The sequence below is a fragment of the Corynebacterium sp. HMSC076D02 genome, assembly GCF_001813815.1.
Classification (GTDB): domain Bacteria; phylum Actinomycetota; class Actinomycetes; order Mycobacteriales; family Mycobacteriaceae; genus Corynebacterium; species Corynebacterium simulans.
Genome location: NZ_KV814043.1, coordinates 310,311 through 333,390 on the forward strand (window position 1 = coordinate 310,311; position 23,080 = coordinate 333,390).

The following is a 23,080-nucleotide window of genomic DNA, read 5'->3' on the forward strand; positions in this document are numbered from 1 at the left end:
CAAAACGCCAAACGCCCCCACCAAAAGGTGAGGGCGAAAAGCTTAAGCCGCTTTACTTGAACGGGAAGCCGAGCTCCTTGAGGAGGCGGCGGCCTTCTTCGTCGTTGGTAGCGGTGGTGACAACGGTGATGTCCATACCACGTGGGCGGTCAACCTTGTCGATGTCGATCTCGTAGAACATGGTCTGCTCGGTGAGACCGAAGGTGTAGTTGCCGTGGCCGTCGAACTGCTGATCGGACAGACCGCGGAAGTCGCGAATACGCGGCAGCGCGATGGTCAGCAGGCGGTCCAGGAACTCCCACATGCGGTCGCCACGCAGGGTGACGCGGGCGCCGATTGGCATACCCTCACGCAGCTTGAAGTTCGCGATGGACTTCTTTGCGCGACGCAGCTGCGGCTTCTGGCCGGTGATCGCGGTGAGGTCCTCGAGAGCGCCGTTGATCAGCTTGGAGTCACGTGCAGCGTCGCCAACACCCATGTTGACAACAACCTTGGTGACACCTGGGATCTGCATGACGTTGTCGTAGTTGAACTCGTCGTTCAGGGTCTTCTTGATTTCCTCGCGGTAGCGGGTCTTCAGACGCGGAGTGTAGTTCTCGCTCATGATTAGATGTCCTTCCCGTTGCTACGTGCGATGCGGACCTTCTTGCCGTTTTCATCGAAACGGTAGCCCACGCGGGTCGGATTGCCTTCGGAGTCAACGATTGCAACGTTAGAAACGTGGATCGGAGCTTCCTGGGTAACGATTCCGCCGGACTCGGCGCCACGCTCGGTAGCGGAGTTAGCAACGTGCTTCTTCACGCGGTTGACGCCCTCAACGAGGACCTTGTCGCGCTTCGGGTATGCTTCGATGACCTTGCCCTTCGCGCCCTTGTCAGGACCCGAAATAACAATCACCATATCGCCCTTATGAATCTTCATAAGACTAGATCACCTCCGGTGCGAGAGAAACGATCTTCATGAACTTCTTGTCACGAAGCTCGCGAGCAACTGGGCCGAAGATACGGGTACCACGTGGCTCGTTGTCGCCCTTGAGAATGACTGCAGCATTCTCATCGAAGCGGATGTAAGAACCGTCCGGACGACGGGTCTCCTTCTTTGCACGGACGACGACAGCCTTAACGACGTCGCCTTCCTTAACGTTGCCGCCTGGGACAGCATCCTTGACAGTGGCGACGATTACGTCACCGATGCCAGCGAAGCGTCGAACGGAGCCACCGAGAACGCGGATGCACAGAATCTCACGTGCACCAGAGTTGTCGGCGACGCGCAGACGGGATTCTTGCTGAATCACTATGGGTCTCCTGACCTGGATTGATGTGCGGTAAGATTTCCGTCCTTACCGCACGCGGTCTACAAACTTGCGATGCTAAAGCCTTGACAACGGACTATGCCGAAGGGGCTCGGACCGGCGGTTCGGAAACGCACCACTACGGGCCGACCAGCTTTTGCAACCTATACATTCAACCACACGCCAGCGTCCTTACCAAAACGCTGCTCGACGCCTGTCGACGCCCCCTACCTCCACATTTATTTTCGCCAGTACACCCGCTTACCCCTTAGCCCTTTATTTCGATTGCACCGACACACAAACAGTCTCCAAAACTATCGGCACACTCTGCACATATAAACCTCACCTTAGCGTTCCTCAGTGCAAATCAGGTCGCACGAACATTCTAATAATCCAATTCTTTCGCAGCTGTAACGCATGAAAATTACAGTTAACTTCTGATTTCCGCGTGACAACTGTGAATTATGTGACTATTGTTGTTTGGGTCGCGAAAGACATTTTTTGCGCTTTCCCATATTTCCCGAAGGAGAAACACATGAAGCGTTTGCCACAGACCCTGACCGCTGCTGTACTGACCGGCGCGCTCGCCTTTGGTGGCGCAGCTGTTGCTCAGGCTCAGGACAACAACGAATCGAATCAGTTCACTGAGCACGGTGATGGATCTACTCTCACAACTCGTACTGATAACTATGTACCAGGTGCTGAGAACTACAATCCGTCCAATGAAGAGGGCGAGGAAAGCACTGAAGAGCCGAACACCAACGAAGAAAGCGCCGGTGAAGTCGAACGCCACGACGTCGCTGCTGATCCCATCGAGGTAGATGGCGTCAAGTACTACAAGCAGGAGGACGGTAGCTGGCTGTCCAAGCCAGTTGCAGGCAACCCAGTACGCCTGACCGCAGAGCAGGCAGAAAAGTACGTGAAGGAGCAGCAGGACACCTCCGCAATTCCTGCTCCTGCCACCAAGGTAGACTCCGAGGGCAACACTTGGTACCAGAGCATGAAGGATCCGACTGTCTACGTCAACGACCGGGCTCTGGTGAATGTAGAGATCACCGACGAGATGCGTGACGCTTACGCCAAGGCTTTCCCGTCTGATGCCCAGGAACCAAGCTTCGACAAGAAGAAGCTCGCATGGTTGGCGCTTCCGGCAGCCCTGGTGATTGGTGGTATCACCTGGTACCTGTCCCAGGACGGCAAGACCTACGTCAAGGACGAGGCACGCAAGAACCAGGAACCGACCGCCGAGGAAAAGGCTGCTTCCGAGCAGATGCTGAACGCTAACAAGGATGCGGTTATCGCCCAGGGCGGTCAGCTCGCTGAGGGCAACGCTGCCCCGGCAGCCGCACGTGGTATGTCCGCTGAGACCGGCTCCAACTCCGTTGCACAGGCTTTGGCTGCTCTGGCCGTAGCTGCAATGGTTGCCGCTGGCGCTTTCGCTGCACGCCGCAAGTTCTTCGCTTAAGCAAGAGCCTTCCTACCAAGTAGGAAACTGAATTGAGACTGGCTGCGCCGGTCGGGCTTCGGTCCGGCCGGCGCAGCTTTTTGCTATAGGCACCCTGGTGCGTCACAGTTTGCTTGGGCTCAAGATGAGCTTTCGCCCCAGAGAGCGCCGCTATTGCTAAACCGTTAAAGGCCGAACTGGGAAGGAGTTCTCCTCAGTTCGGCCTTTGTTCTTTCAAGCTAACGGGTTGTGCCTGCAGGCTCGTCAGTGGATGCAGGTGTAGCTGCATGGCCAGTGGTTGGTGCGGATGCTGGATCGGGCTTGGGATCCACAGTAAAGATATCGGTGCCGAAGCCAATGAGTTCGCCGGGGCGGAAAGCCGCGGTAGGAAGAACAGGGCCAGTCTTCTTCGAATTCGAGACGACCACCGGGGTAGTTACGGGAAGGCCGGCGGCCTTGATGGCGTCGATATCAAATTCGGCGAGGACATCGCCCCGCCTGACCTCATCGCCCTTGGTGACGTGGGAGGTGAAGTGCTCGCCTTTAAGGTTTACCGTATCGAAGCCAATATGCATGAGGATATCGATATTGCCCACCACTGGGTCCTTGGTGCGAATGGCGTAGGCATGGTGGGAAGGGAAGGTAACGGTGATTTTGCCGTCGGCAGGCGCAACCAGTTTGCCCACGGTCGGCTCGATTGCCACGCCCTGGCCTAGCTTGCCGCCGGCAAACATAGGATCGCTGACCTGAGACAGTGGCACGGCGGTGCCCTCCAATGGGGAGAAGATAGTGCAGGCATCCTCGGCTGCTACCGCAGCTGGGGTGGCAGCGGCGGCTTGAGCCTCGGCTGCCGGAGGATTCACCTCATCCGGATCAATGGAGCCGTTCTTGCGGGCTAGGTAGCGGCCATAAAGGTAGGCGCCGATGAAGGAGCCTGCGAGTGCGATTGCAGCACAGATAAAGAACTGACTGTAATCCTCCGGGCGCATCGAAACGAAACCGATGATGCCGGCCGCGCCGAGTGCCGTTGCCTTCACGTCGAAGATGGCAATGAGAGTCGAGGCCACTGCAGAGGCAGCCATGCCGATGTAGAAAGGCCAGCGCAAGCGCAGATTCACACCGAAGATGGCAGGCTCAGTGATACCGAATAGTGCCGAGGTACCGGAAGCACCAGCCAAGCCCTTGAGCTTTTCGCTACGCGCCAGGAAGTAGACCGCGAGGGCTGCGCCACCTTGGGCAATATTCGCCATCGCTGCCGTGGCGAAGATGAAAGATCCGCCTTGATCCCACAGCATGTATTCGATTGGTGGGAAGGATTGGTGCAGGCCGGTGATGACGATTGGCGAGTAAACCAAGCCAAAAAGGAAGCCGCCGACAGGGCCTGCAAAGTCATACAAATTGGCCAAGCCAACGCCCAACCACTCACCGGCAGTGCGCAGGAACGGGCCAATGGCAGCGAAAGTGATAAAGCCGGTGACCAGCAGGGTAATCAACGGCGTGAGCATGAAGTCCACCGTGCCCTTTAGGTGGCGGTGGAGGAACTTCTCAATCGTGGCCAGGATCCACGCAATAACCAGAATCGGCAGGATGGAACCCTGGTAACCGGCCTGTGCGACATCGAGGCCAAAGATGTTCCAATACTCCATGTCGCCGGCCTCGATGGTCTCAGCCACGTTGTAGCCGTTGACTAGGTCCGGCATAACCATTGCCATGGCCATACCCGCGCCCAAAAACTCATTGCCGCCAAAGCGCTTGGTGGCAGTAAAGCCCACCAAAATGGGCAGGAAGGCAAAGGGGGCAGAAGCCAGCAGGTTGATAAGTCCAGCGACATCTTTGAGTGCCGGCACCATTTCAATGGCCGCTTTCTCACCGAACAGCCCTTCAGCCGACAAGACGTTGTTCAGTGCCATGAGCAAACCGCCGCCGACCAGAATCGGGATGAGCGGCACGAAGATATCCGCGAGCACCTTGACGGCGCGGGAGAACCAGTTGCCGGAATTAGCGGCAATGTCTTTGAGCTCTTCGGTGGAAACGGCAACGTCCTTGTGGATCATGCCGTTCAATTCCCTATAAACAACGTTGACGTCACCTGGACCAACGATGACCTGGAACATTCCACCGGCTTCAAAGATTCCCTTGAGGTCAGGGTCAGCCTCTAAGGCCTTGGTATCGACCTTCTTCGTATCCTTCAGCACCATGCGCAGGCGCGTTGCGCAGTGCGCCAAGCCGATGATGTTTTCTTCGCTGCCAAGTGCACGCAGGGTCCGTGCAGCAACTTCCTTGTGGTCCATAGGCAAAGCTCCCTTTCCTTTTCACGAGCTAATCAACCTAGAACCATTAGATACAGCTTCCAGACAAAAAGCCAAGAGCTCGGACATATTTGAGGGAAAATTCACCAAGTTTTACTGTTTGAACGGTCACTTAGTTCTTAACCCAGCCGCTCCATCGCGCTTCGCCTTCGCCAAATACGCTTGCCGACGCCGCGATTCGCCCACCGCCAGCAAAATTTCCACGGCGCAGCCATCGGCAATGGCCATGACCTCGCCCTCTGGGCAGGCAATCACGCGCTCGTCATCGCCCACACTCACGCGCAGCAGCCCTTCGCCTGCGCTAAAGCGCAGGTGTTCCCTACCTTCAACATCAACCAGGCTATAGCTGCCGCCACGCGAAGAGCTCAGACTCACCGTGCTGCCGAAGCCCTCCCTACCAGCAGCATCGGGAATCGTCTCCCACACCGGCCATTGATAAAGCACGCCGTCTTCCAGCCATACCCGGCGCGGCAAGGTCAGGGTGTGCACCCAGCCCTCCTCCACGGTGGGCTTGTCATCTTGAGTAGGAAGGCCTATCCAGCCGAGCAGCAGCGCTTGGCCATCGCTCATGCCAACCAGCTGCGGGGCATAGAACTCGTGTCCATAGTCCAGCTCGCTGAAACCACGCTCGACGTGGAAGGTGGTGCCGTCCAGCTTGCCCACCAGGTAGCCGCACTGATCGGAAGAAGCGTAGTGCGTTTGCCCATCTACTTTGACTGGTTCAAGCCCCTGCGGGCAAAAGACCAGGACGTCCTTAGACTCACCGGTTGCCTTATCAGTCAAGGCCACAAGGTTTGGGCACTCCCACATATATCCGCCCGGTAGGAGTTCGGGGCTAAGCCCCGGCGCGGCGTCGTCAAGCGCGAAATCCAGTGCTCCCTCAAAGTCCCAGTTCTTAAGGTCCTGCGAGCGGTAGAGCACCACCGCAGCGTTCTCGTCCTCACGTTGCGCGCCGATGACCATGCGCCAGCCTTGCTCATCCCGGGAAATCTGCGGATCGCGGAAGTGCCCGGTAAAGCCTTCCTCGCTATCGGGAATCAGCGGGTTCGCGGCATCGCGATAATAAATGCCGCCCTCAGGGCCGGAAGGGTCGAGAACGCGCACGCGGTTCTGGGAAGAAATGCGCTTGCCATCCACCTTGAGGTTGCCCGTATAAAACAGCCACACGTCGGTGCCATCGACCACGGCACCGCCGGAGTAACAGCCGTCCTTGTCATAGGGCAGGTCAGGCGAAAGCACGTCCGGATGATGCCGCCAGGGGCCTGCCACTGAGTACTTCGCCGAGGCATGCGCCCACCCCGTTCGCTTCGGCGCGTGTGGGAAGCAGGGGTCGTGTTGGTAATAGACGTGCATGGTGTCGCCATCTAGAAAGACACCATTTGGATCGTTGAGACGGCCATACGGGGGCGCGATGTGGAAGTTCGGACGGTAGTTCATATCACCGATACTATGGAATCCATGAGAATCCATGTGTGTGGCGAAGGACTCGTCGATCTCGTCCCCGTCAGCCCAGGTAGCTTGCAAGACCTCACGCCGGCTTTGGGCGGCGGGCCTTTCAATGTGGCCATCGCGGCGGCGCGTCTGGGCGGCGAGGTCAGCTTCCAGTCGCGCCTTTCCACCGACGGTTTCGGTAACGCGCTGGTGGAAAGGCTGGAGCAGGAAGGCGTGGACACGTCTATGGTCCAGCGCGGTCCAGAGCCCACCACTTTGGCCGTGACCAGCATCGGTGATGATGGTTCGGCGTCCTATACCTTCTACACGGAGGGCACGGCAGATAGGTTGGTTGAGCCCACGCTTTCCGACGCCGAGATTGCCTGCTTCGGCACTGTTTCCCTCGCGTTGGAGCCAGGTGCTTCGCGCTATGGCGAACTGCTCAAGCAATTCGCAGCTAAGGGCAGCATCGTGGCGCTCGATCCGAATATCCGCCCGTTCTATACCAACGATGAGCACAAGGCCTTCCTCAACGAGCTACTTGCCCACGTCACCGTGCTGAAGCTTTCTGAGGAAGAAGTGGAATTCCTGGGCAAGCAGGCCCTCAAGCAGGTTCCCGTCGTGGTGGTTACCCGCAGCAGCGAGGGCCTCACGTTGCGCGCTGGCACGACCCGGTTCGATGTGCCTTCCGCCAAGGTCGACGTCGCCGACACCATCGGCGCGGGCGATACCATCATGGGCGCGCTGCTCACAGAGATCGCCCGCCGCAACCTCACGGCCGAAGAGCTCACTCACTTGAGCGAATACGACTGGAAAAAGATTTTGGAATTCGCCGCGGCAGCCGCTGCGATTACCGTCTCTCGCAAGGGCGCACAGCCACCGCACCGCGCAGAAGTGCTTGCCATGCAAGCAGATGTTCAGAAGAAAGAGGCCTAAATGTTTTCTTCCTACCAGGGCCGTAGCGCCATACTTCACACCGTGGCGTTCATCTTCGTGGCGCTGTCTTTCATCTTCCCGGTAGTCCTGGGCACTTCTGCCCTGCTGCCCACGTGGCTATCCGGCATCGTGAGTATCCTCGTTGCGCTCGCCATTCTTGTCGACGCCGCGCACAAAGCCTTCGCCCCACCTGAACGCCCCGCACGTGGCCTGCGCGCACTTTCCGCCCTCGCTGCGTTGACCGCGCTCATCGGCTGGATCTGCTGGCTTATCATCTTCAACAACTTCGACGCCGCCGGCACCACCATGTACAAGGTAGGCACCTTCACCCTGGGCACCAGCGCCGTGCTCAACATCTTCTGCGCCGCCATGGCCTTCCTGGATTGGCGGGCTGGCCGCGTTACTCCGGTCAAGCACTAATCGGCGAAACTGCCTTTGGCTCCCCGAAAAACATCAAGCACTCCTTGTAGTTGCTCTGCGCAGCCACAAGGAGTTCTTGTTATTCAGCAGCTTCGATTTCAAAGCTGGTGCCCACACGAGGCAGGCCGATCGGCAAAGAGGGATCACTTGGCCAACTAACGTTGTTAGCAGCGATCGACACCGTCACATGCTTGCCCACCCACGGCTCTGCCTTTTCGCGGCTTTCCTCGTGCGCGCTGTAGTGCGATGCAAGGAAGCCGCTATCGACCACACGGGTTTCCTTGTAACCTGCCTTGTTCCCGGTGATCTCCCCCGGAGCGTCAAATTCGAGGATCCAATAGTCGCCGTTGAGCTCGCTTTCAAGGATTCCGGATTCAGGATGCGAGCCTAGGGTCTCACGACCTTTCTTCTTTACAACCTTGCCCGTCATCTTCAAGATGCCGTCTTCAACGACCACCGCTGGTTTCTTCGATTCTTCTGACGCCGTGGATTCTTGAGTATCCGCCTCTGCTGAACTTTGCGGCGCCATCGTATTGAACATCTTCTCTGTTTCTTTAGCGGAGTCGTCTTTTCCGGAATTACTGCAGCCAGAAAGCGCTAGGGCTGCAGCACAGAGTAAGGAAACATAGCGGCGCATGATTAGACCTCAAAACACATAAGGAAATAGGAGACGGCTTTTTAGCTTAACGCCCTAGGGCGGTGAGGATTGTGGAAATCGGCGAATCTGCCGCGGCGGTCTCCCACACCGTCTACGAAGCGGCGAAGGTCTCCGGTGCCAAGGGGCACCAGACCTTCTTCCGGATCACGCTGCCTTTGCTTACACCGGGTATCGCAGCAGGCTGGATTCTGGCTTTCTTCGCAGGATTCCGTGAACTCGTGATTCTTCGCTGGTGCGCCGGAACAACATCAACCTGCTCGCGTCCTGGATCATGAACCAATTCGATCAAGGCCACCGCGCCGAGGCCATGGCAATGACCCTTATGGGGGTTGGAACTTCAATTATCGTCCTCGTACTCGTCACTTCCTGGCAACAAAAGGAACGCGCATGATCACCATGACTATAAATGGCCCGAAGGAATCATCGCGCACGGGACCGAACCGCACTTCTTCGAAATCGACGGTGTGCAGGCGTGGACCTGCGGCGTGGCCACCGACCCTGACCCACGAGAGATCGAAATCCCCAGCTTCAATGGCCTGGGACTGCTTCACACCTCTGTGCACGGTGAATTCAGCCGTAAGCCTTGCCTGCCGTGCAAGCTAGAGGATCTGCAAGAAAGCGGTGCGACGTGGGTGCTTGGGCACGTGCACAAGCCCATCACGCTAAGCGCAGAACCGTTCATTGGTTGGACGGGAATGCGTGCCGGCGTGCACTACGACCCGACGACTTCCGCGGTGAGCAGGTTTTCTTAAAGACTATTTCAAAGGTTGTCTTTGCGAGCAGAGACCGCTCGGGGGTCGTTAACTCGGATGCGGCGCGAGAGTTGCTGGGATGGTCTGAATTAAAAGCTCTTTGAGGCCGGCGTTCTTTGGAAAATCCCTGCGCTCGGACCAACCTGCGATGCATTCGATGAAGATGCCGATCAGACTGCGGGCACGGGTGCGGTCGATAATGCTGGTGCCCGTCTCAGCTAGGACGCAGTCCACCCACTGGTCCGAGTGCTGCCAGATATGGCCCAGCAACGAAGGATTTTCACGCAACAGAAGGACTCGATCTGCGAGCTGTCCTCCCCACGCATCGGCATCGCTGAAGAGTTCGCGGAGCGCTGCCTCCAAGTTCTTATAATCAGTCATCTGCGCGATGTCCACCAGAACCTTTGTTGCTTCGGGGCTGATGATGACACTGGTGATAACGGCTTCTTTCGTGCCAAAGTGGCGGTAGAAGGTCATCGCTGAGACATCAGCGGCTTCGGTAATTTCAGCCACGGTGACGTCGTCATATCCACGCTCTGCAAAAAGCTCGAGCGCCGCACTTCGGATCGCGCGCCGCGTCATAAGTTTCTTTCGGTCGCGACGATTAAGCCCAAGATTGTCCGAAGACGAAGATTCTAAAGGACGTGACACCATGCCTTAACTCTATAATTTCTGCTGCCTCGTGTGCATGAATAACAACGCAAATCCCGTTAAAACACAAGCAGCGCTACACAGGACAAAGACGCTATCCATCGCATGGATATAGGAGGCGTCGCTAGCCGGCTCGCCTGCCAAGTTAATTACGAGTGAGGCGATGAAAGCAACGCCTAGGAGCGAGCCAAGCTGCCGAATTGTATTAACCAACGAGGCACCACTTCCCCGGCGCTCCGGGTGAACCTGCGCCATCGCCTCCTGCAAAGCCAAGGATTGACCCGCCCCCACACCAAAGCCGGCAAGGCTTAACCCCGCGGCCAAATATCCATATCCGCTGGATGGACTCGTCAACGCACCAACCAGCAGCCCCCCGGCGACGAGGAAAATCGAGCTAGGCAGAAGCCACCGCCCAATCTTGCTTCGCCGCACCAACAGCCCGGCTGCCAAGGCGCCAACGATGGCAGTGCCGGCCAAAGGCATAAGCATCAAGCCACCCCGGGCAGGCGAGTTGCCCAAGATATTCTGCAGGTAGTGCGGAGTGACATAAAGCAGCCCGAAAAGCACCAAGTTGATAAAGAACAGGGTCACAGTATTCACGAGGAAGCGCGGATTGTTCAAAAGCCCCAAGTCCACGAGCGCTTGATCGCTCCTTCCGCCGAAGACCAGGGCCAGTGCCAAAGCAGCCAACCCAATCAGAATTGGTAACCAAACCGCACTAAATGAGACCTTGCCGCCGACGTTAATCATGCCAACCGTGAGAACAAGGAAACCAAAGGCAGAGAGCAAGATCTGTACCCAAGGCAGCACCGGATGGGAAGGAACAGCCCTTGCCTTCGGCAGTCGGCTACAGCCGAAAAAGACAAGGGCGATGACAACGACGTCAAGCCAGAAGATGCCACGCCAGCCTAAAGCATGAATAATCCAGCCACCCAGGAGCGGACCTAAAGGAGCGCCAACACCACCGGCGGCGGTCCACAAACTATTGGCCAGTGCCATGTCGGAAGGCTCTATCACCGTGGGCAAAAGGGCCAGCGACATCGGCGTAAACACCGAGGCCGCAAGTCCCATGCCCGCACGTCCGACAATGAGCCAGATGGCCGACGGAGCAAGCGCGCACACGAGCGCTGATACAAGAAAGACCATGCTTCCTAAGAGGAGTAGACGTTTATGTCCGAGCCTGTCGCCGAAGAGCCCGCACGGCAGCAATACCGCAAGGAAGGCGACATTGTATGCGGAGACAACCCATGCGGCTTCCGCGGGGCTCGCACCTAGTGAGTTCGTCAATGCTGGCAGGGCAACCGCAACCATGGTCGTATTCATATACAACGTCATAATTCCGGCACACAGTGTTAATAGATGCGACCAATGCGTTTTAGCGATAGTCTCTACCATGCGTTACAAACTACCACTTTTAAAGAGATTGGAGACTACGCTAATGGGCCACTACAAACCAGGACAGATTCCCGTCGGCGAAGCAAAAGAACTCTTCGAACTTCTAACTCGTTGCGACAAGGACTTCACTCCCCCGCTCTCGCAGCGCGCGGCCGTTGGACAGACCGACTGGGACAGCCAGGGAGCGAATACGGGAATCAAAGACTATTACGAGTCGTTGATCGAAAAGGCCACCATCATCACGGTCACCCGCAACAACAAGTTGGCAGGGTTCTGCGCTTATTACTATCCCTATCAATGGCAGGGCCAAAGCTACCTATACGTGAGCACCGCGGTCACCGCGCCCGAATGGCGCAAGCACGGACTCACTAACGCGTATGTGCGCCATATCTGCACCGCCGCAATGCGGTTGAAATGCCCCATCCTGGCCAAGACTTGGTCTACCAACAAGCAGAGTATGACGGCACTATCCCGCTATGCCGATAGAGCAGACACGCTTTGCGACGACCGCGGTGTCGGCATCGACACTGTCTACTGGGAGACCACGCTAGATACGTTGCTATACCGGGCAGCGCGACGAACGCTTAAAAAATACGCGCATATGAAAAGCCGGCCGAGCCTTCTTCCTAAAGGAGGAAAAGCTCGGCCGGCTTAAGTGTTGAAAAGCTAGGTTTTACTTAGCCTTCTCAACGACCTCGACGAGACGGAAGTGCTTGTCCTTAGACAGCGGGCGGGTCTCGGCGATCAGAACGCGGTCGCCGACGCCGGCGGTCTCGTTCTCGTCATGTGCCTTAACCTTCTTGTTAGAGCGCATGATCTTGCCGTAAAGCGCGTGCTGCTTGCGATCCTCGAGCTCGACGACGATGGTCTTATCCATCTTGTCGGAAACTACGATACCGATGCGGGTCTTGCGCGCACCGCGCTCCTTCTTTACTTCGTTCACGTTTGCCTCACTCATGATTAAGCCTCAGCTCCCGGAACTACGGACAGGCCCAGCTCGCGCTCGCGAAGAACGGTGTAGATGCGGGCAATGTCGCGCTTAACCGTGCCGATGCGGCGGTTGTTGGTCAGCTGGCCGGTAGCCTTCTGGAAACGAAGGTTGAACAGCTCTTCCTTCGCATCCTGCAGACGCTTTTCCAGCTCAGCGTTGTCGAGCTCACGGAACTCGTGGGCGGGGGTACCGGTTGCCATTAGAACTGGTCCTCCTTCTTGATGATGCGGACCTTGCAAGGAAGCTTCTGGCCTGCGCGGCGCAGTGCCTCAATTGCGGTGGCCTCGTTCGGGTAGGACATCTCGAAGAGGACGCGGCCCGGCTTAACGTTGGCGACCCACTTCTCAACCGGGCCCTTACCGGAACCCATACGAACGCCGAGCGGCTTCTGGGTCAACGGACGGTCCGGGAAGATGTTGATCCACACCTTGCCACCACGCTTGACGTGGCGGTTGATGGCAATACGTGCGGCCTCAATCTGACGGTTGGTGATGTAAGCCGGCTCGAGAGCCTGGATTGCGTAATCACCAAAGTTGATGCGGTTACCGCCCTTGGAAACACCGGTACGGGTAGGACGGTGCTGGCGGCGGTACTTAACGCGCTTAGGAATCAGCATGGATTAGCCCTCCTGCTTCTGCTGTGCGCGCTGACGACGCTGGCCACCACGGCGCGGACGACCGTTACGGTCACCGCGGCCACGGCCCTGCGCCGGAGCGTTCAGTTCGGATTCGCGTACGCCACCGACGACGTCACCCTTGTAGATCCACACCTTGATGCCAATGCGGCCGAAGGTGGTGTGAGCCTCTGCGGTGCCGTAGTCGATCTCGGCGCGAAGAGTGTGCAGCGGAACGCGACCCTCGTGGTAGCGCTCGGTACGGGACATCTCGGCGCCGCCCAGACGACCGTTCAAGAGGATCTTAATACCCTTGACCTGCGGCTGGCGCATAGCGGACTGGATAGCCTTGCGCATTGCACGACGGAATGCAACACGGTTAACCAGCTGCTCGGCGACGGACTGAGCAACGAGGGTTGCGTTTGCGTCGACCTGCTTGACCTCGAGAATGTTGAGGGCGACCATCTTGCCGGTGAGCTTCTCGAGCTCGCGGCGGATGCGGTCTGCCTCAGCACCGCGGCGGCCGATCACGATGCCTGGGCGGGCGGTGTGAATGTCGACGCGTACGCGGTCACGGGTGCGCTCGATAACGACGTCGGCAATGCCGGCGCGGTCGAGGCCCTTCTCGAGGTACTGACGGATCTTGATGTCTTCGGCTACGTAGTTCGCGTAGTCCTTATCGGCGAACCAGTGGGTCTTCCAGTCGGAAGTGATGCCCAAACGTAGGCCGTGAGGATGGATTTTCTGGCCCATTACTTGGCCCCTTCCTTCTGGCTCTCGACCACCACGGTGATGTGGCTGGTGCGCTTACGAATCATGAATGCACGGCCCTGTGCGCGTGGCTGGAAACGACGCATGGTCGGGCCCTCGTTGGCGTATGCCTCGGAGACGACCAGGGTGCGTGGGTCTAGACCGAAGTTGTTCTCAGCGTTAGCAGCTGCAGAAGCAACAACCTTAGCGACTGGCTTAGCAGCGCCCTGCGGAGCGTACTTCAGGATTGCAAGTGCCTCGGCTACGGACTTGCCGCGAACCAGATCGATGACACGGCGTGCCTTCATCGGAGTAACGCGGACGTAGCGGGCCGTTGCGGATGCGGAGGTGATGGTTTCACTCATCGCTTATCGACGTCCCTTCTTATCGTCCTTGATGTGACCCTTGAAGGTCTTGGTTGGTGCGAACTCACCGAGCTTGTGGCCGACCATGGAGTCCTCTACGAACACCGGCACGTGCTTACGGCCGTCATGGACGGCGAAGGTGTGACCGATGAAGTCAGGCAGAATGGTCGAGCGGCGAGACCAGGTCTTGATGACCTGCTTGGTGCCAGCCTCGTTCTGAGCATCCACCTTGTTGAGGAGGTGCTCATCGACGAACGGGCCTTTCTTAAGGCTGCGTGGCATTGTTTACCTCCTCTTAGCGCTTCTTGTTCGGGCGACGACGGCGCACGATCATGTTGTTCGAGTAACGGTTCGGGTTGCGGGTGCGACCCTCCTTCTTGCCCCATGGGGACACAGGGTGGCGACCACCGGAGGTCTTACCCTCACCACCACCGTGTGGGTGGTCAACCGGGTTCATGACGACACCACGGACGGTCGGGCGAACGCCCTTCCAGCGCATACGGCCGGCCTTACCCCAACGGATGTTCATCTGGTCAGCGTTACCGACCTCACCCACGGTTGCGCGGCAACGGATGTCGACGCGGCGGATCTCGGAGGACGGCATACGCAGGATTGCGTACTTGCCTTCCTTACCCAGCAACTGGATGGAAGCACCAGCGGAGCGAGCAAGCTTAGCGCCTGCGCCCGGCTTGAGCTCCACAGCGTGGATGGTGGTACCGGTTGGGATGTTGCGCAGCGGCAGGTTGTTACCAACCTTGATGTCGGCGTTAGCGCCGGCCTCAACGATGGTGCCCTGCTTCAGGCCCTTAGGGGCGATGATGTAGCGCTTCTCGCCATCTGCGTAGTGCAGAAGAGCGATGTTTGCGGTGCGGTTCGGGTCGTACTCGATGTGAGCAACCTTTGCCGGGATACCGTCCTTGTCCGTACGACGGAAGTCGATCAGACGGTAACGACGTTTGTGGCCACCGCCGATGTGGCGGGTGGTGATGCGGCCGTAGTTGTTACGACCACCAGTCTTGGTCAGCGGGCGCAGCAGGGACTTCTCCGGAGTGGAACGAGTGATCTCCTCGAACTCGGACACGGAGGATGCGCGGCGACCCGGAGTTGTCGGCTTGTACTTACGAATAGCCATAATTCTTCCTTTTCCTTTCGGCTCTCCGGTGGCGCTTAAGCGCCGCCGCCGAAGATGTCGATGGAGTCGCTGCCTTCGCGAAGCGTCACATAAGCGCGCTTGGTGGACTTACGCTGACCGAAACCGGTGCGGGTGCGCTTACGCTTACCTGCACGGTTGACGGTGTTCACGGAGTCAACCTTTACGCCGAAGATCTGCTCGATGGCATCTTTGATCTGGGTCTTGTTGGAGTCCGTGGAGACGTAGAACGTGTAGACGTTCTGCTCCATCAGGCCGTAGGACTTCTCGGAAACGACCGGTGCGATGACAATGTCACGCGGGTTAGCGAGCTTAGCCATTACTTCTCCTCCTTAACTTCCTCGTTCGCACCCTGAGCGCGAGCGACGAAGGTGTGCAGAGCCTCAACGGAGAACACAACGTCGTCAGAGTAAAGGACGTCGTAGGTGTTCAGCTGGCCTGCGTCCAGGATCTGGACGTTAGGCAGGTTGTTGGCGCTGCGGCGAGCGTTGATGTCCTCGCGACCAACAACGAGCAGCACGTTCTTGCGCTCGGTCAGACGCTCGATGAAAGCCTTAGCCGCCTTGGTGGACGGGGTCTGGCCCGGGACGAGCTCTTCGATTACGTGGATACGCTCGTTACGAGCGCGGTCGGACAGTGCACCGAAGAGAGCAGCCTTGATCATCTTCTTAGGGGTGCGCTGTGCGTAGTCGCGCGGAACCGGGCCGTGGGAGATGCCGCCACCTGCGTAGTGCGGTGCGCGGATCGAGCCCTGGCGTGCACGACCGGTGCCCTTCTGGCGGAAAGGCTTACGGCCACCACCGGAAACCTCGCCACGGGTCTTTGCCTTGTGGGTGCCCTGGCGCGCAGCAGCAAGCTGAGCGTTGACAACCTGGTGCATCAAAGCGATGGATGCCTCGGTGTCAAAGATCTCTGCTGGCAGCTCGACAGAGCCGTTGGTCTTACCCTCAGCGGTCTGGACGTCTAGCTTGAGGTTGCTCATGCGTGTGCACCGCCCTTCACTGCGGTCTTAACGGTGACGAGGCCACCGCGTGCACCAGGGATAGCACCCTTGATGAGCAGCAGGTTGGACTCGGCATCGATCTTCTGAATCTTCAGGTTCTGGGTGGTCACACGGTCGTGGCCCATGCGGCCAGCCATGCGGGTGCCCTTGAAGACGCGAGCCGGGGTAGCGCAGGCGCCGATGCCGCCGACGCGGCGGTGAGCAGCCTGGTTACCGTGGGCAGCGCCCTGACCTGCGAAGCCGTGGCGCTTCATGGCGCCAGCGTAGCCGTGACCCTTGGTCGTGCCGGTGACGTCAACGAAGGTGATGCCCTCGAAGATGTCAGCGGTAACTTCCTGGCCAACCTCGTAAGCAGAGGTGTCATCCATGCGGATTTCGGCAACGTGGCGACGTGGGGTTACGCCAGCCTTCTTGAAGTGACCTGCGGCAGGCTTGTTTGCCTTGCGTGGGTCGATTTCGCCAAATGCGATCTGGATGGCGTTGTAGCCATCGGTTTCTGCGGTGCGAATCTGGGTAACAACGCACGGCCCAGCTTCAACGACGGTAACCGGTACTACGCGGTTTTCCTCGTCGAAGATCTGGGTCATGCCGAGCTTCTTGCCCAGAATGCCCTTGATCTCGTTTTCACTCATTGTTAGTTCTCCACCAAATATCTATTCGTCGATCGCTTTACACTACTGAATGTTTACGTCGACGCTGGCCGGAAGGTCGATGCGCATCAAAGCGTCAACGGTCTTCGGGGTCGGGTCGAGAATGTCGATGAGGCGCTTGTGAGTGCGCATCTCGAAGTGCTCGCGAGAGTCCTTGTACTTGTGCGGAGAACGAATAACGGCGTATACGTTCTTCTCGGTTGGGAGCGGCACTGGGCCAACAACACGAGCACCCGTACGGGTAACGGTCTCGACGATCTTCTTTGCAGAAGCGTCGATAGCCTCGTGATCATAGGCCTTCAGCCGAATGCGGATTTTTTGTCCCGCCACGCTTATCCTCTTCCTCGCTACCCCACATTCACATTCCCGGCGTATCCGGGGCGTGAAGCGGTGGGAATTGCTTCTCGATTTCTCTATAACGTTGTCCGGACTCTAGGGCCTGGGCGCAACGCCAGTTGTCTGACTGTCATGACGACCAAAAGTTGCGACCTGGCAATAAACCTGGTTGCAGTGCTTTCGACGGGGTACAAGACCCGTAAGTCAAAGTTCTATAGAAAGAGGACGGTTCCTCACGCATTACACGTGGAGGCACAAATCCAATTCATATACTGCCGCTGTTTATTTGCCATGCCCCTTCTCCGGTCCATTCGCTCGGGATGTCTCTACTAAACGCGGACCTAGCCCGATTGAATGACCTTCTCGGCACACACTTAAAAAGTGCCCACCTGCGAAGGTGTCATGTTCGCTTTACCAGCAACTTTGTTGAATATCGGGGGTGTTTCACCCACGATTTCCAAACGCCGTTGTGTTAAAGCAACCCTTGTATTTAAGCATGTAATCGCGCGTTTTCCAAACTTTTTTCCAAACCGTGTGCAAAGTCACGTTTTCCAAAAGATTGCACCTCAGCACCCCACAATGTCCGCATTCAGATATAGGCTCGGAAAGGTAGCTTTCTTGTTAAGGCGAAACTTCCCGCAATCAAGTCCCTATAGATAAGGAATAAGCACAATGACCGCTAATACCCCAGCGAATACTGATCAGAACGCTGCCCAGAACACCGCACAGAACGCAGCAACTTCCACCGAGCAGGCAAACACCGCCGCTGCTGCCCCGGAGGTCAACAAGAACCTGGAAACCGAGTACGGCACCACCACTATCGACGACGCCGTGGTTTCCAAGATCGCTGGCATCGCCGCCCGCGAGGTTTCCGGCGTTGCCGCACTGGGCGGTGGCGGCGCACGCATGATGGGATCCATCCGTGAGTCCTTCGGCGCATCCGAGGATGTACGCCAGGGCGTAACGATTCAGGTCAACAACGCTGTTGCCACCATCGAAGTTGCCATCATCGCCGAGTACGGTGTTGCTATCCACGAGCTGGCTGAGGCTATCCGCCGCAACATCATGAATGCTGTCGAGCGCATGACCGGCCTGGGCGTTGAGCGCGTTGACGTTGTGGTCCACGACGTCAAACTGCCAAAGGAAGACACTGCCAGCGAGCAGGCCTCCAACAACGCTTTGGCACAGGGCCAGGAATAGGCCTTTCAAAGACTAAGGCAGTTATTTAAATGATGGAGTCCACTCCGGAGCGCTTTGAACTAGATGCCGCTGCTGCACATCGCATCGTCGACTCAGTAGCAGGCATCCAGGGCGTCGCCAAGCTGCATCCCGGTTCTTTCGGCGAAGTTGCGTTGCTTTACCCCGGCAAGCGCATCGGCGGCATAAAGCGCCCGAGTCCGCGCGACGATAGCCATATCGAGGTACACCTTGTAATCGACGTCGCGAAGCGCATTCCGGTTGCCACAATCGCGGACGCCGCCCGCACCGCGGCGCTCGAGGCCTGCCCGGGACTGCAACGCGTTGATGTCGTCGTGGCTGATGCTTTAAGCAGCGCACTGGAAGATTAAGAAGGAAAATTATGAAGAACTACTCCACGCTGGGCATTGTTGCCGGTCTGGTTTTGGCCTTTTTCATCCACCTTGGCCTGTGGCCCACGGTGTTGGCCATCCTGCTTGCCGCCATCGGTGGTGTTGTAGGTGCGCACTTCGACGGCCGTATCGACCTCACCGCCGTGTGGTATGGAATTATCGGCAAGGATAAAGGGCAGGGATAATGCCATCTGCCACGCCACAACAGCGCACTGATGGCACCTTGCGGTTTACGCACAAGGCTCTCGAACACATTGTCACTAGCGCCATCGCTTCCGCCCCCGGGACCGAAGCCATCGACGCCAAGCTCGCCGGCTTAGCTGGGCGCGCATTTCCGCGCCTGCTTATCCAGAGCGATCCTGCTTCCGAGGTGCTAGCGGTGGATGCCTCGATCGCGGTGACCTGGCCGAGTCCTGTCACGGACGTAGCGAAGTCGACCCGCAAAGCCATCGAGGAATGGGTTGCGGCCTACACCGGCTACCGCACCACCCGCGTCAACGTCACCGTTGCCGCAGCAGTACCGGGCGCGCGCGTGTCAGGCCCTGCCGTCGACGCGCGACAAACGCCACGGGCAATCACTCCGCGGTCACTTCCGGAGCGCCAGCTTAAACCGATAACCACCAACCATACGGTGCCAATACGCAATATAGATGCGCCTGCCCCGCAACCGGTGCGCTCTATCGACGCTGACAGCGCTCCGCTTCAGGTCGCGTCCGTACGCGCCCCGGAGCCAACTAGGCTTTTGCAGGTAACGGCGCCCACGCCTAACCACGTCCGCCCTGTCACCGCTCCCAATCCCGTCGCCGTGCGCAGCGTGGCCGTTCCTCGGCCGCTGCAGCCGCGTCCGGTAAGTGCTCCCCGCCCGGTTGCGCTGCGCACAGTCCGCGTACCCGAGCCAGCACCTGTCCGCCAGGCCTCACTGCAAGGTACCGCGCCGGTTCGGCATGTTGTAGCGCCCCGTCCACAGCCACTGCGCGAAATCACAATCAACCCGATGTACAGAGGGGGCCAGGATGGATAAGAAAGATGCTCTCCCGCAGGGCTTTGGCCAAAGGCCGGCGGCATCCCCTGCAGCCCGTAAATGGGCCGTTGTCCTCGGAATCGTTTGCTTGGGCGCCGCAGCTTTTCTCGGAAGGGAAACGTGGGCTGTCAGCACTAAAGCCAATTCCTGGCTGCAGCCTTTCATCGACGTGATGTCACAGGACGCGGTCGAAACCTGGATGCTGATAGGCGGCGGCATCGCTATTGCCATTGGCCTTATCTTGCTCATTGCTGTGTTCAAACCACGCAAAAAGACACATACCAGGCTCTCCTCCGACACCGCCTCGATGTGGCTGCGCTCGGTAGACATCGCGCGCGCAGCCTCAGCCGCTGCGCGCCGCGTGCCCGGCGTCAGTGCTGCCCGTAGCCGCGCAGTAATCAGCAAGAAGAAGATCGGCGTCGATATCACCGTCAACGGCGACACTAAGGACAAACTATTGGTCAGCCGCGTGGAAGAGGCTGTATCGCAAGCCCTTTCCTCGTTGGAGCGCGCCCCACAGCTAAAAGTAAAGGCAGAAAATCTCCCGGAGGTCGATAATCATGTCTAAGGGCTTGGCAGCATTCGACCGTTTCTTGTTATTCCTCATCGCCGTAGTCCTCATTGCGCTAGGGCTTTGGCCGATCCTCATCCATTTTGAGGTTCCCTTCGCCACTTCCCTGGCACGCTGGGTTGATCACGACGCTTGGGCAGCACTGCCTAGCGCTAATTGGTGGCCGGTAGCGCTGGGTGCAGCCACCATGCTCCTAGCGGTAGCCGGCATCTGGCTCATCGTGGCGAACTTGCGCCACCGGCGCTTCAACAACGTCGCATCCGATTCTTCGAATGATGAAGGCGCCATTTCCACCAATATGCAAGCTATTGCTGGTGCCGTGGCCAAAAGCTTTGATGCTCTCGACGGAGTCGAGAAGGTTCACCGGTTGGTGGCCTATGACCGTGCGCGGCCGACCTTGCAATACAAGATAGAAGCCAGCGCGGATATGCCACTAGATGAGCTAACCAAGGCTGTCGAAACCAGCGAGAAGGACTTCCGCTCAGCTTTTCCCGACGCCAATCTAGATACCGTGTACAAGCTGCACTTTAGCCAGGTTAAGGCACTGAAGGACTAGTCAATGTAGCCATCGGCGGCATCAGGGGCGGATTCAGCGAGGAGTACCTCGGTGACCGCCCCAAATTCATGCGTAACCCCACGTGACAGCGATACTTGCAAAGGCTTCCCGGGACTACACTGCAGAATCTGCTTCCAGGAATAGTCAGCACGTTGCAGGCAGCGCCGTGCAATTTTAAATGCATGTAAGCCGTGGTCCAAAAGGATGGTTTCCAGCTCGGTGCGGATAAGCCACGCCCGCTCCCCTACGTTGCGCCTTTTCAACCCGCTGAGCTGGCGTGAATCTTGCTTTAGGCGGGTAATTGACTCCACTACGCCAAAGCGATGTTCGATGGACTCCGAGTCCTTGATAACAAGAGGTCGACCAGGCCCCACTGGCCGAACAGCCGAGTACTGCCACGCCACCGGCTGCCGCGGACCATCATCGCTGGTACGGCGAATGACCACATTTGCCTCGTCAATAGTCACGCGCTCACGCTGGGTGACGAGTAGCCACAATCCTTCCTCCACGCGGCCGTCGCCAAGCGGCAGTGTCGGTGGATGCAACCGCGCCATTTGCTCCAACGCACGAACCATATCCGCGTCGTCAGCACCCCATCCGAGGCCTTGGTTGGCCAGCATTGCAAACAGCGTGCCCAAGGGCAGCTCCGGCTGACCTTCCCACGCAGCTTTCAGAGCCTGCAGGGTGCGGTCGATGCGTGTGGGATCAAGCATGGCTCATAGCTTAACTGGCGCGGGAGCAAGACACGCAAAAAGCCACCGCCTTCCCGGAAAGGGAAAGCGGTGGCTTTAAAGGGCGTTACTTTAAACGCTCAAGCAAATGCTCTTACTTGATGATCTTGGTAACGCGGCCAGCGCCAACGGTGCGGGAGCCCTCGCGGATAGCGAAGCGCAGGCCCTCGTCCATAGCGACCGGCTGGATCAGCTCGACGGACATCTCGACGTTGTCGCCAGGCATAACCATCTCGGTGCCTTCAGGCAGCTTGATGACGCCGGTAACGTCGGTGGTGCGGAAGTAGAACTGCGGACGGTAGTTGTCCATGAACGGGGTGTGGCGGCCGCCCTCTTCCTTCTTCAGGACGTAGACGGAACCCTCGAACTGGGTGTGAGGGGTGTAAGCGCCCGGCTTGATAACAACCTGGCCACGCTCAACCTCTTCACGCTTGGTACCACGCAGAAGCAGGCCACAGTTGTCGCCAGCCTCGGTGTAGTCCATCATCTTGCGGAACATCTCGATACCGGTAACGGTGGTGGAGATGGACTTCTCCTGGATACCGATGATCTCAACGTCCTCGTTGACGTTCAGGGAGCCACGCTCAACACGGCCGGTAACAACGGTACCGCGGCCGGTGATGGTGAAGATGTCCTCGATAGGCATCAGGAACGGCTTGTCCAGCTCGCGCTCCGGATCCGGGATGGAGTCATCGCAAGCCTGCATGAGGTCGACAACAGCCTGTACCCACTTCTCGTCGCCCTCAAGAGCCTTCAGAGCGGAGATGTGAACGATCGGAGCTTCCTCGTCGTAGTCCTGCTCAGCGAGCAGCTCGCGGATCTCCATCTCGACGAGCTCGATGATTTCCTCGTCGTCAACCATGTCGCACTTGTTCAGTGCAACGAGGATGTAAGGAACGCCAACCTGGCGAGCCAGAAGAACGTGCTCGCGGGTCTGCGGCATCGGGCCATCGGTTGCAGCAACAACCAGGATAGCGCCGTCCATCTGAGCAGCACCGGTAATCATGTTCTTGATGTAGTCGGCGTGGCCCGGAGCGTCAACGTGTGCGTAGTGGCGCTTCGGGGTGGAGTACTCAACGTGGGAGATGTTGATGGTAATACCGCGCTCCTTCTCCTCAGGAGCCTTATCGATCATGTCGAATGCGAAAGCGGTGTTCTCCTCAGGGTACTGGTCAGCCAGAACCTTGGTGATCGCTGCGGTGGTGGTGGTCTTGCCGTGGTCGACGTGTCCGATGGTGCCGATGTTAACATGCGGCTTCGTACGCTCGAACTTCTCCTTTGCCACTGTTTGTCCTCCTGGACTCTATGGCGGCTGCATAGGCAGCCACGTGGTTGGTTAATGTCATTGGCACTTGGAACGAAAACTCCGAAGCGCTAATGACGCTTTCTTTACGTGCCAGTTACACGATCCTAGATTTATGCCGCAGTTTTTTCAAACCGCCTAAATAGGAGGTAACCCCGCGCATG

General features: G+C 58.0%; 33 protein-coding genes. 12 read left to right on the top strand and 21 right to left on the bottom strand.

The genetic code is table 11. From position 1 onward, the window contains the following. Positions 1 to 52: 52 nt before the first annotated feature. Genes rplE through rplN form a run of 3 tightly spaced genes read right to left on the bottom strand, consistent with a single transcriptional unit; the run spans position 53 to position 1,294 of the window. The gene (rplE, locus tag HMPREF2935_RS03745) at positions 53 to 604 is read right to left on the bottom strand and encodes a 50S ribosomal protein L5 (protein WP_046646792.1); all 552 of its coding nucleotides are present in this window, start codon (positions 602 to 604) and stop codon (positions 53 to 55) included. A gap of 2 nt (positions 605 to 606) precedes the next feature. Next, positions 607 to 921 carry a 50S ribosomal protein L24 gene (rplX, locus tag HMPREF2935_RS03750; protein WP_005527724.1) on the bottom strand — a complete coding sequence of 105 codons (315 nt, stop codon included), beginning with the start codon at positions 919 to 921 and terminating at the stop codon, positions 607 to 609. A gap of 4 nt (positions 922 to 925) precedes the next feature. After that, positions 926 to 1,294: a 50S ribosomal protein L14 gene (gene rplN, locus HMPREF2935_RS03755; protein ID WP_061920530.1), complete on the bottom strand. Its 369-nt coding sequence runs from the start codon at positions 1,292 to 1,294 to the stop codon at positions 926 to 928. Positions 1,295 to 1,826: 532 nt separating this feature from the next. On the opposite strand from rplN, the gene HMPREF2935_RS03760 reads away from it, so the two are divergent. Further along, positions 1,827 to 2,756 carry a hypothetical protein gene (locus HMPREF2935_RS03760; protein WP_070732031.1) on the top strand — a complete coding sequence of 310 codons (930 nt, stop codon included), beginning with the start codon at positions 1,827 to 1,829 and terminating at the stop codon, positions 2,754 to 2,756. Positions 2,757 to 2,974: 218 nt separating this feature from the next. Here the strand turns inward: HMPREF2935_RS03760 and HMPREF2935_RS03765 are convergent, their stop codons facing one another. Next, positions 2,975 to 5,026: a sucrose-specific PTS transporter subunit IIBC gene (locus tag HMPREF2935_RS03765; RefSeq protein WP_070732032.1), complete on the bottom strand. Its 2,052-nt coding sequence runs from the start codon at positions 5,024 to 5,026 to the stop codon at positions 2,975 to 2,977. A gap of 126 nt (positions 5,027 to 5,152) precedes the next feature. Further along, positions 5,153 to 6,481, bottom strand: coding sequence for a glycoside hydrolase family 32 protein (locus HMPREF2935_RS03770; protein ID WP_371326229.1), 1,329 nt, complete (start codon positions 6,479 to 6,481; stop codon positions 5,153 to 5,155). A 21-nt stretch (positions 6,482 to 6,502) separates the two neighbouring features. Between HMPREF2935_RS03770 and HMPREF2935_RS03775 the strand changes: the two genes are divergently transcribed. After that, on the top strand, positions 6,503 to 7,411 hold the full coding sequence (locus HMPREF2935_RS03775; protein ID WP_061920520.1) for a carbohydrate kinase family protein: 909 nt from the start codon (positions 6,503 to 6,505) through the stop codon (positions 7,409 to 7,411). Further along, on the top strand, positions 7,412 to 7,831 hold the full coding sequence (locus tag HMPREF2935_RS03780; RefSeq protein ID WP_061920519.1) for a hypothetical protein: 420 nt from the start codon (positions 7,412 to 7,414) through the stop codon (positions 7,829 to 7,831). Between the two features lie 79 nt (positions 7,832 to 7,910). On the opposite strand, the gene HMPREF2935_RS03785 is transcribed toward HMPREF2935_RS03780, so the two are convergent. After that, positions 7,911 to 8,468, bottom strand: a complete 558-nt coding sequence (locus HMPREF2935_RS03785; RefSeq protein ID WP_168166287.1) for a hypothetical protein — start codon at positions 8,466 to 8,468, stop codon at positions 7,911 to 7,913. Between the two features lie 71 nt (positions 8,469 to 8,539). Between HMPREF2935_RS03785 and HMPREF2935_RS13505 the strand changes: the two genes are divergently transcribed. Together HMPREF2935_RS13505 and HMPREF2935_RS03790 are read left to right on the top strand one after the other, a co-directional pair. Beyond that, the gene (locus HMPREF2935_RS13505; RefSeq protein WP_235590997.1) at positions 8,540 to 8,764 is read left to right on the top strand and encodes an ABC transporter permease subunit; all 225 of its coding nucleotides are present in this window, start codon (positions 8,540 to 8,542) and stop codon (positions 8,762 to 8,764) included. A gap of 54 nt (positions 8,765 to 8,818) precedes the next feature. After that, the gene (locus HMPREF2935_RS03790; RefSeq protein ID WP_162492721.1) at positions 8,819 to 9,241 is read left to right on the top strand and encodes a metallophosphoesterase family protein; all 423 of its coding nucleotides are present in this window, start codon (positions 8,819 to 8,821) and stop codon (positions 9,239 to 9,241) included. A gap of 48 nt (positions 9,242 to 9,289) precedes the next feature. Here the strand turns inward: HMPREF2935_RS03790 and HMPREF2935_RS03795 are convergent, their stop codons facing one another. Both HMPREF2935_RS03795 and HMPREF2935_RS03800 read right to left on the bottom strand, forming a co-directional pair. Then, entirely contained in the window at positions 9,290 to 9,823 is a 534-nt protein-coding gene (locus HMPREF2935_RS03795; protein ID WP_235591318.1) for a TetR/AcrR family transcriptional regulator, read from the bottom strand. 81 nt (positions 9,824 to 9,904) lie between these two features. Next, complete coding sequence (locus HMPREF2935_RS03800) at positions 9,905 to 11,287, bottom strand: MFS transporter (RefSeq protein ID WP_061920511.1); 1,383 nt, start codon at positions 11,285 to 11,287, stop codon at positions 9,905 to 9,907. 43 nt (positions 11,288 to 11,330) lie between these two features. Here HMPREF2935_RS03800 and HMPREF2935_RS03805 point away from each other — a divergent pair, with 43 nt between their 5' ends. Further along, positions 11,331 to 11,942: a GNAT family N-acetyltransferase gene (locus tag HMPREF2935_RS03805; RefSeq protein ID WP_061920509.1), complete on the top strand. Its 612-nt coding sequence runs from the start codon at positions 11,331 to 11,333 to the stop codon at positions 11,940 to 11,942. 18 nt (positions 11,943 to 11,960) lie between these two features. On the opposite strand, the gene rpsQ is transcribed toward HMPREF2935_RS03805, so the two are convergent. The 11 genes from rpsQ to rpsJ are packed head-to-tail and all read right to left on the bottom strand — an operon-like array spanning position 11,961 to position 17,139. After that, entirely contained in the window at positions 11,961 to 12,245 is a 285-nt protein-coding gene (rpsQ, locus tag HMPREF2935_RS03810) for a 30S ribosomal protein S17 (RefSeq protein WP_061920507.1), read from the bottom strand. Positions 12,246 to 12,247: 2 nt separating this feature from the next. Continuing rightward, entirely contained in the window at positions 12,248 to 12,478 is a 231-nt protein-coding gene (gene rpmC / locus HMPREF2935_RS03815; RefSeq protein WP_061920505.1) for a 50S ribosomal protein L29, read from the bottom strand. Beyond that, on the bottom strand, positions 12,478 to 12,894 hold the full coding sequence (rplP, locus tag HMPREF2935_RS03820) for a 50S ribosomal protein L16 (protein WP_061920502.1): 417 nt from the start codon (positions 12,892 to 12,894) through the stop codon (positions 12,478 to 12,480). The genes rpmC and rplP overlap by 1 nt, the downstream gene beginning before the upstream one ends. A 3-nt stretch (positions 12,895 to 12,897) precedes the next feature. Next, on the bottom strand, positions 12,898 to 13,644 hold the full coding sequence (gene rpsC, locus HMPREF2935_RS03825) for a 30S ribosomal protein S3 (RefSeq protein WP_061920500.1): 747 nt from the start codon (positions 13,642 to 13,644) through the stop codon (positions 12,898 to 12,900). Continuing rightward, positions 13,644 to 14,006 carry a 50S ribosomal protein L22 gene (gene rplV, locus HMPREF2935_RS03830; protein WP_061920498.1) on the bottom strand — a complete coding sequence of 121 codons (363 nt, stop codon included), beginning with the start codon at positions 14,004 to 14,006 and terminating at the stop codon, positions 13,644 to 13,646. The genes rpsC and rplV overlap by 1 nt, the downstream gene beginning before the upstream one ends. Positions 14,007 to 14,009: 3 nt before the next feature. Beyond that, positions 14,010 to 14,288: a 30S ribosomal protein S19 gene (rpsS, locus tag HMPREF2935_RS03835; RefSeq protein ID WP_005527741.1), complete on the bottom strand. Its 279-nt coding sequence runs from the start codon at positions 14,286 to 14,288 to the stop codon at positions 14,010 to 14,012. Between the two features lie 13 nt (positions 14,289 to 14,301). Next, complete coding sequence (gene rplB, locus HMPREF2935_RS03840; RefSeq protein WP_061920496.1) at positions 14,302 to 15,138, bottom strand: 50S ribosomal protein L2; 837 nt, start codon at positions 15,136 to 15,138, stop codon at positions 14,302 to 14,304. Between the two features lie 35 nt (positions 15,139 to 15,173). Further along, a complete protein-coding gene (gene rplW / locus HMPREF2935_RS03845) occupies positions 15,174 to 15,476 on the bottom strand; it encodes a 50S ribosomal protein L23 (RefSeq protein ID WP_061920494.1) in 303 nt (100 codons plus the stop codon). Further along, the gene (rplD, locus tag HMPREF2935_RS03850) at positions 15,476 to 16,138 is read right to left on the bottom strand and encodes a 50S ribosomal protein L4 (RefSeq protein ID WP_061920492.1); all 663 of its coding nucleotides are present in this window, start codon (positions 16,136 to 16,138) and stop codon (positions 15,476 to 15,478) included. Before rplD ends, rplW begins: the two co-directional genes overlap by 1 nt. Beyond that, positions 16,135 to 16,791, bottom strand: coding sequence for a 50S ribosomal protein L3 (gene rplC, locus HMPREF2935_RS03855; RefSeq protein WP_061920490.1), 657 nt, complete (start codon positions 16,789 to 16,791; stop codon positions 16,135 to 16,137). Before rplC ends, rplD begins: the two co-directional genes overlap by 4 nt. Positions 16,792 to 16,833: 42 nt before the next feature. After that, positions 16,834 to 17,139, bottom strand: coding sequence for a 30S ribosomal protein S10 (gene rpsJ / locus HMPREF2935_RS03860; protein WP_003848085.1), 306 nt, complete (start codon positions 17,137 to 17,139; stop codon positions 16,834 to 16,836). A 678-nt stretch (positions 17,140 to 17,817) separates the two neighbouring features. Here rpsJ and HMPREF2935_RS03865 point away from each other — a divergent pair. Genes HMPREF2935_RS03865 through HMPREF2935_RS03890 form a run of 6 tightly spaced genes read left to right on the top strand, consistent with a single transcriptional unit; the run spans position 17,818 to position 20,882 of the window. Further along, on the top strand, positions 17,818 to 18,345 hold the full coding sequence (locus HMPREF2935_RS03865) for an Asp23/Gls24 family envelope stress response protein (RefSeq protein ID WP_070732036.1): 528 nt from the start codon (positions 17,818 to 17,820) through the stop codon (positions 18,343 to 18,345). Positions 18,346 to 18,374: 29 nt separating this feature from the next. Then, positions 18,375 to 18,713: a hypothetical protein gene (locus HMPREF2935_RS03870; RefSeq protein WP_235590995.1), complete on the top strand. Its 339-nt coding sequence runs from the start codon at positions 18,375 to 18,377 to the stop codon at positions 18,711 to 18,713. Between the two features lie 11 nt (positions 18,714 to 18,724). Then, a complete protein-coding gene (locus HMPREF2935_RS03875; RefSeq protein ID WP_061920486.1) occupies positions 18,725 to 18,919 on the top strand; it encodes a DUF2273 domain-containing protein in 195 nt (64 codons plus the stop codon). After that, positions 18,919 to 19,755 (top strand): Asp23/Gls24 family envelope stress response protein, encoded by an 837-nt coding sequence (locus HMPREF2935_RS03880; protein WP_070732038.1) that lies wholly within the window; start codon positions 18,919 to 18,921, stop codon positions 19,753 to 19,755. The genes HMPREF2935_RS03875 and HMPREF2935_RS03880 overlap by 1 nt, the downstream gene beginning before the upstream one ends. Continuing rightward, positions 19,748 to 20,323, top strand: a complete 576-nt coding sequence (locus HMPREF2935_RS03885) for a DUF6286 domain-containing protein (RefSeq protein WP_070732039.1) — start codon at positions 19,748 to 19,750, stop codon at positions 20,321 to 20,323. Before HMPREF2935_RS03880 ends, HMPREF2935_RS03885 begins: the two co-directional genes overlap by 8 nt. Continuing rightward, positions 20,316 to 20,882, top strand: a complete 567-nt coding sequence (locus tag HMPREF2935_RS03890) for an Asp23/Gls24 family envelope stress response protein (protein ID WP_070432547.1) — start codon at positions 20,316 to 20,318, stop codon at positions 20,880 to 20,882. The genes HMPREF2935_RS03885 and HMPREF2935_RS03890 overlap by 8 nt, the downstream gene beginning before the upstream one ends. On the opposite strand, the gene HMPREF2935_RS03895 is transcribed toward HMPREF2935_RS03890, so the two are convergent. Beyond that, complete coding sequence (locus HMPREF2935_RS03895) at positions 20,879 to 21,595, bottom strand: hypothetical protein (protein ID WP_070732040.1); 717 nt, start codon at positions 21,593 to 21,595, stop codon at positions 20,879 to 20,881. The genes HMPREF2935_RS03890 and HMPREF2935_RS03895 overlap by 4 nt on opposite strands. A 112-nt stretch (positions 21,596 to 21,707) precedes the next feature. Further along, positions 21,708 to 22,898 carry an elongation factor Tu gene (tuf, locus tag HMPREF2935_RS03900; RefSeq protein WP_061920476.1) on the bottom strand — a complete coding sequence of 397 codons (1,191 nt, stop codon included), beginning with the start codon at positions 22,896 to 22,898 and terminating at the stop codon, positions 21,708 to 21,710. Between the last annotated feature and the right edge of the window lie 182 nt (positions 22,899 to 23,080).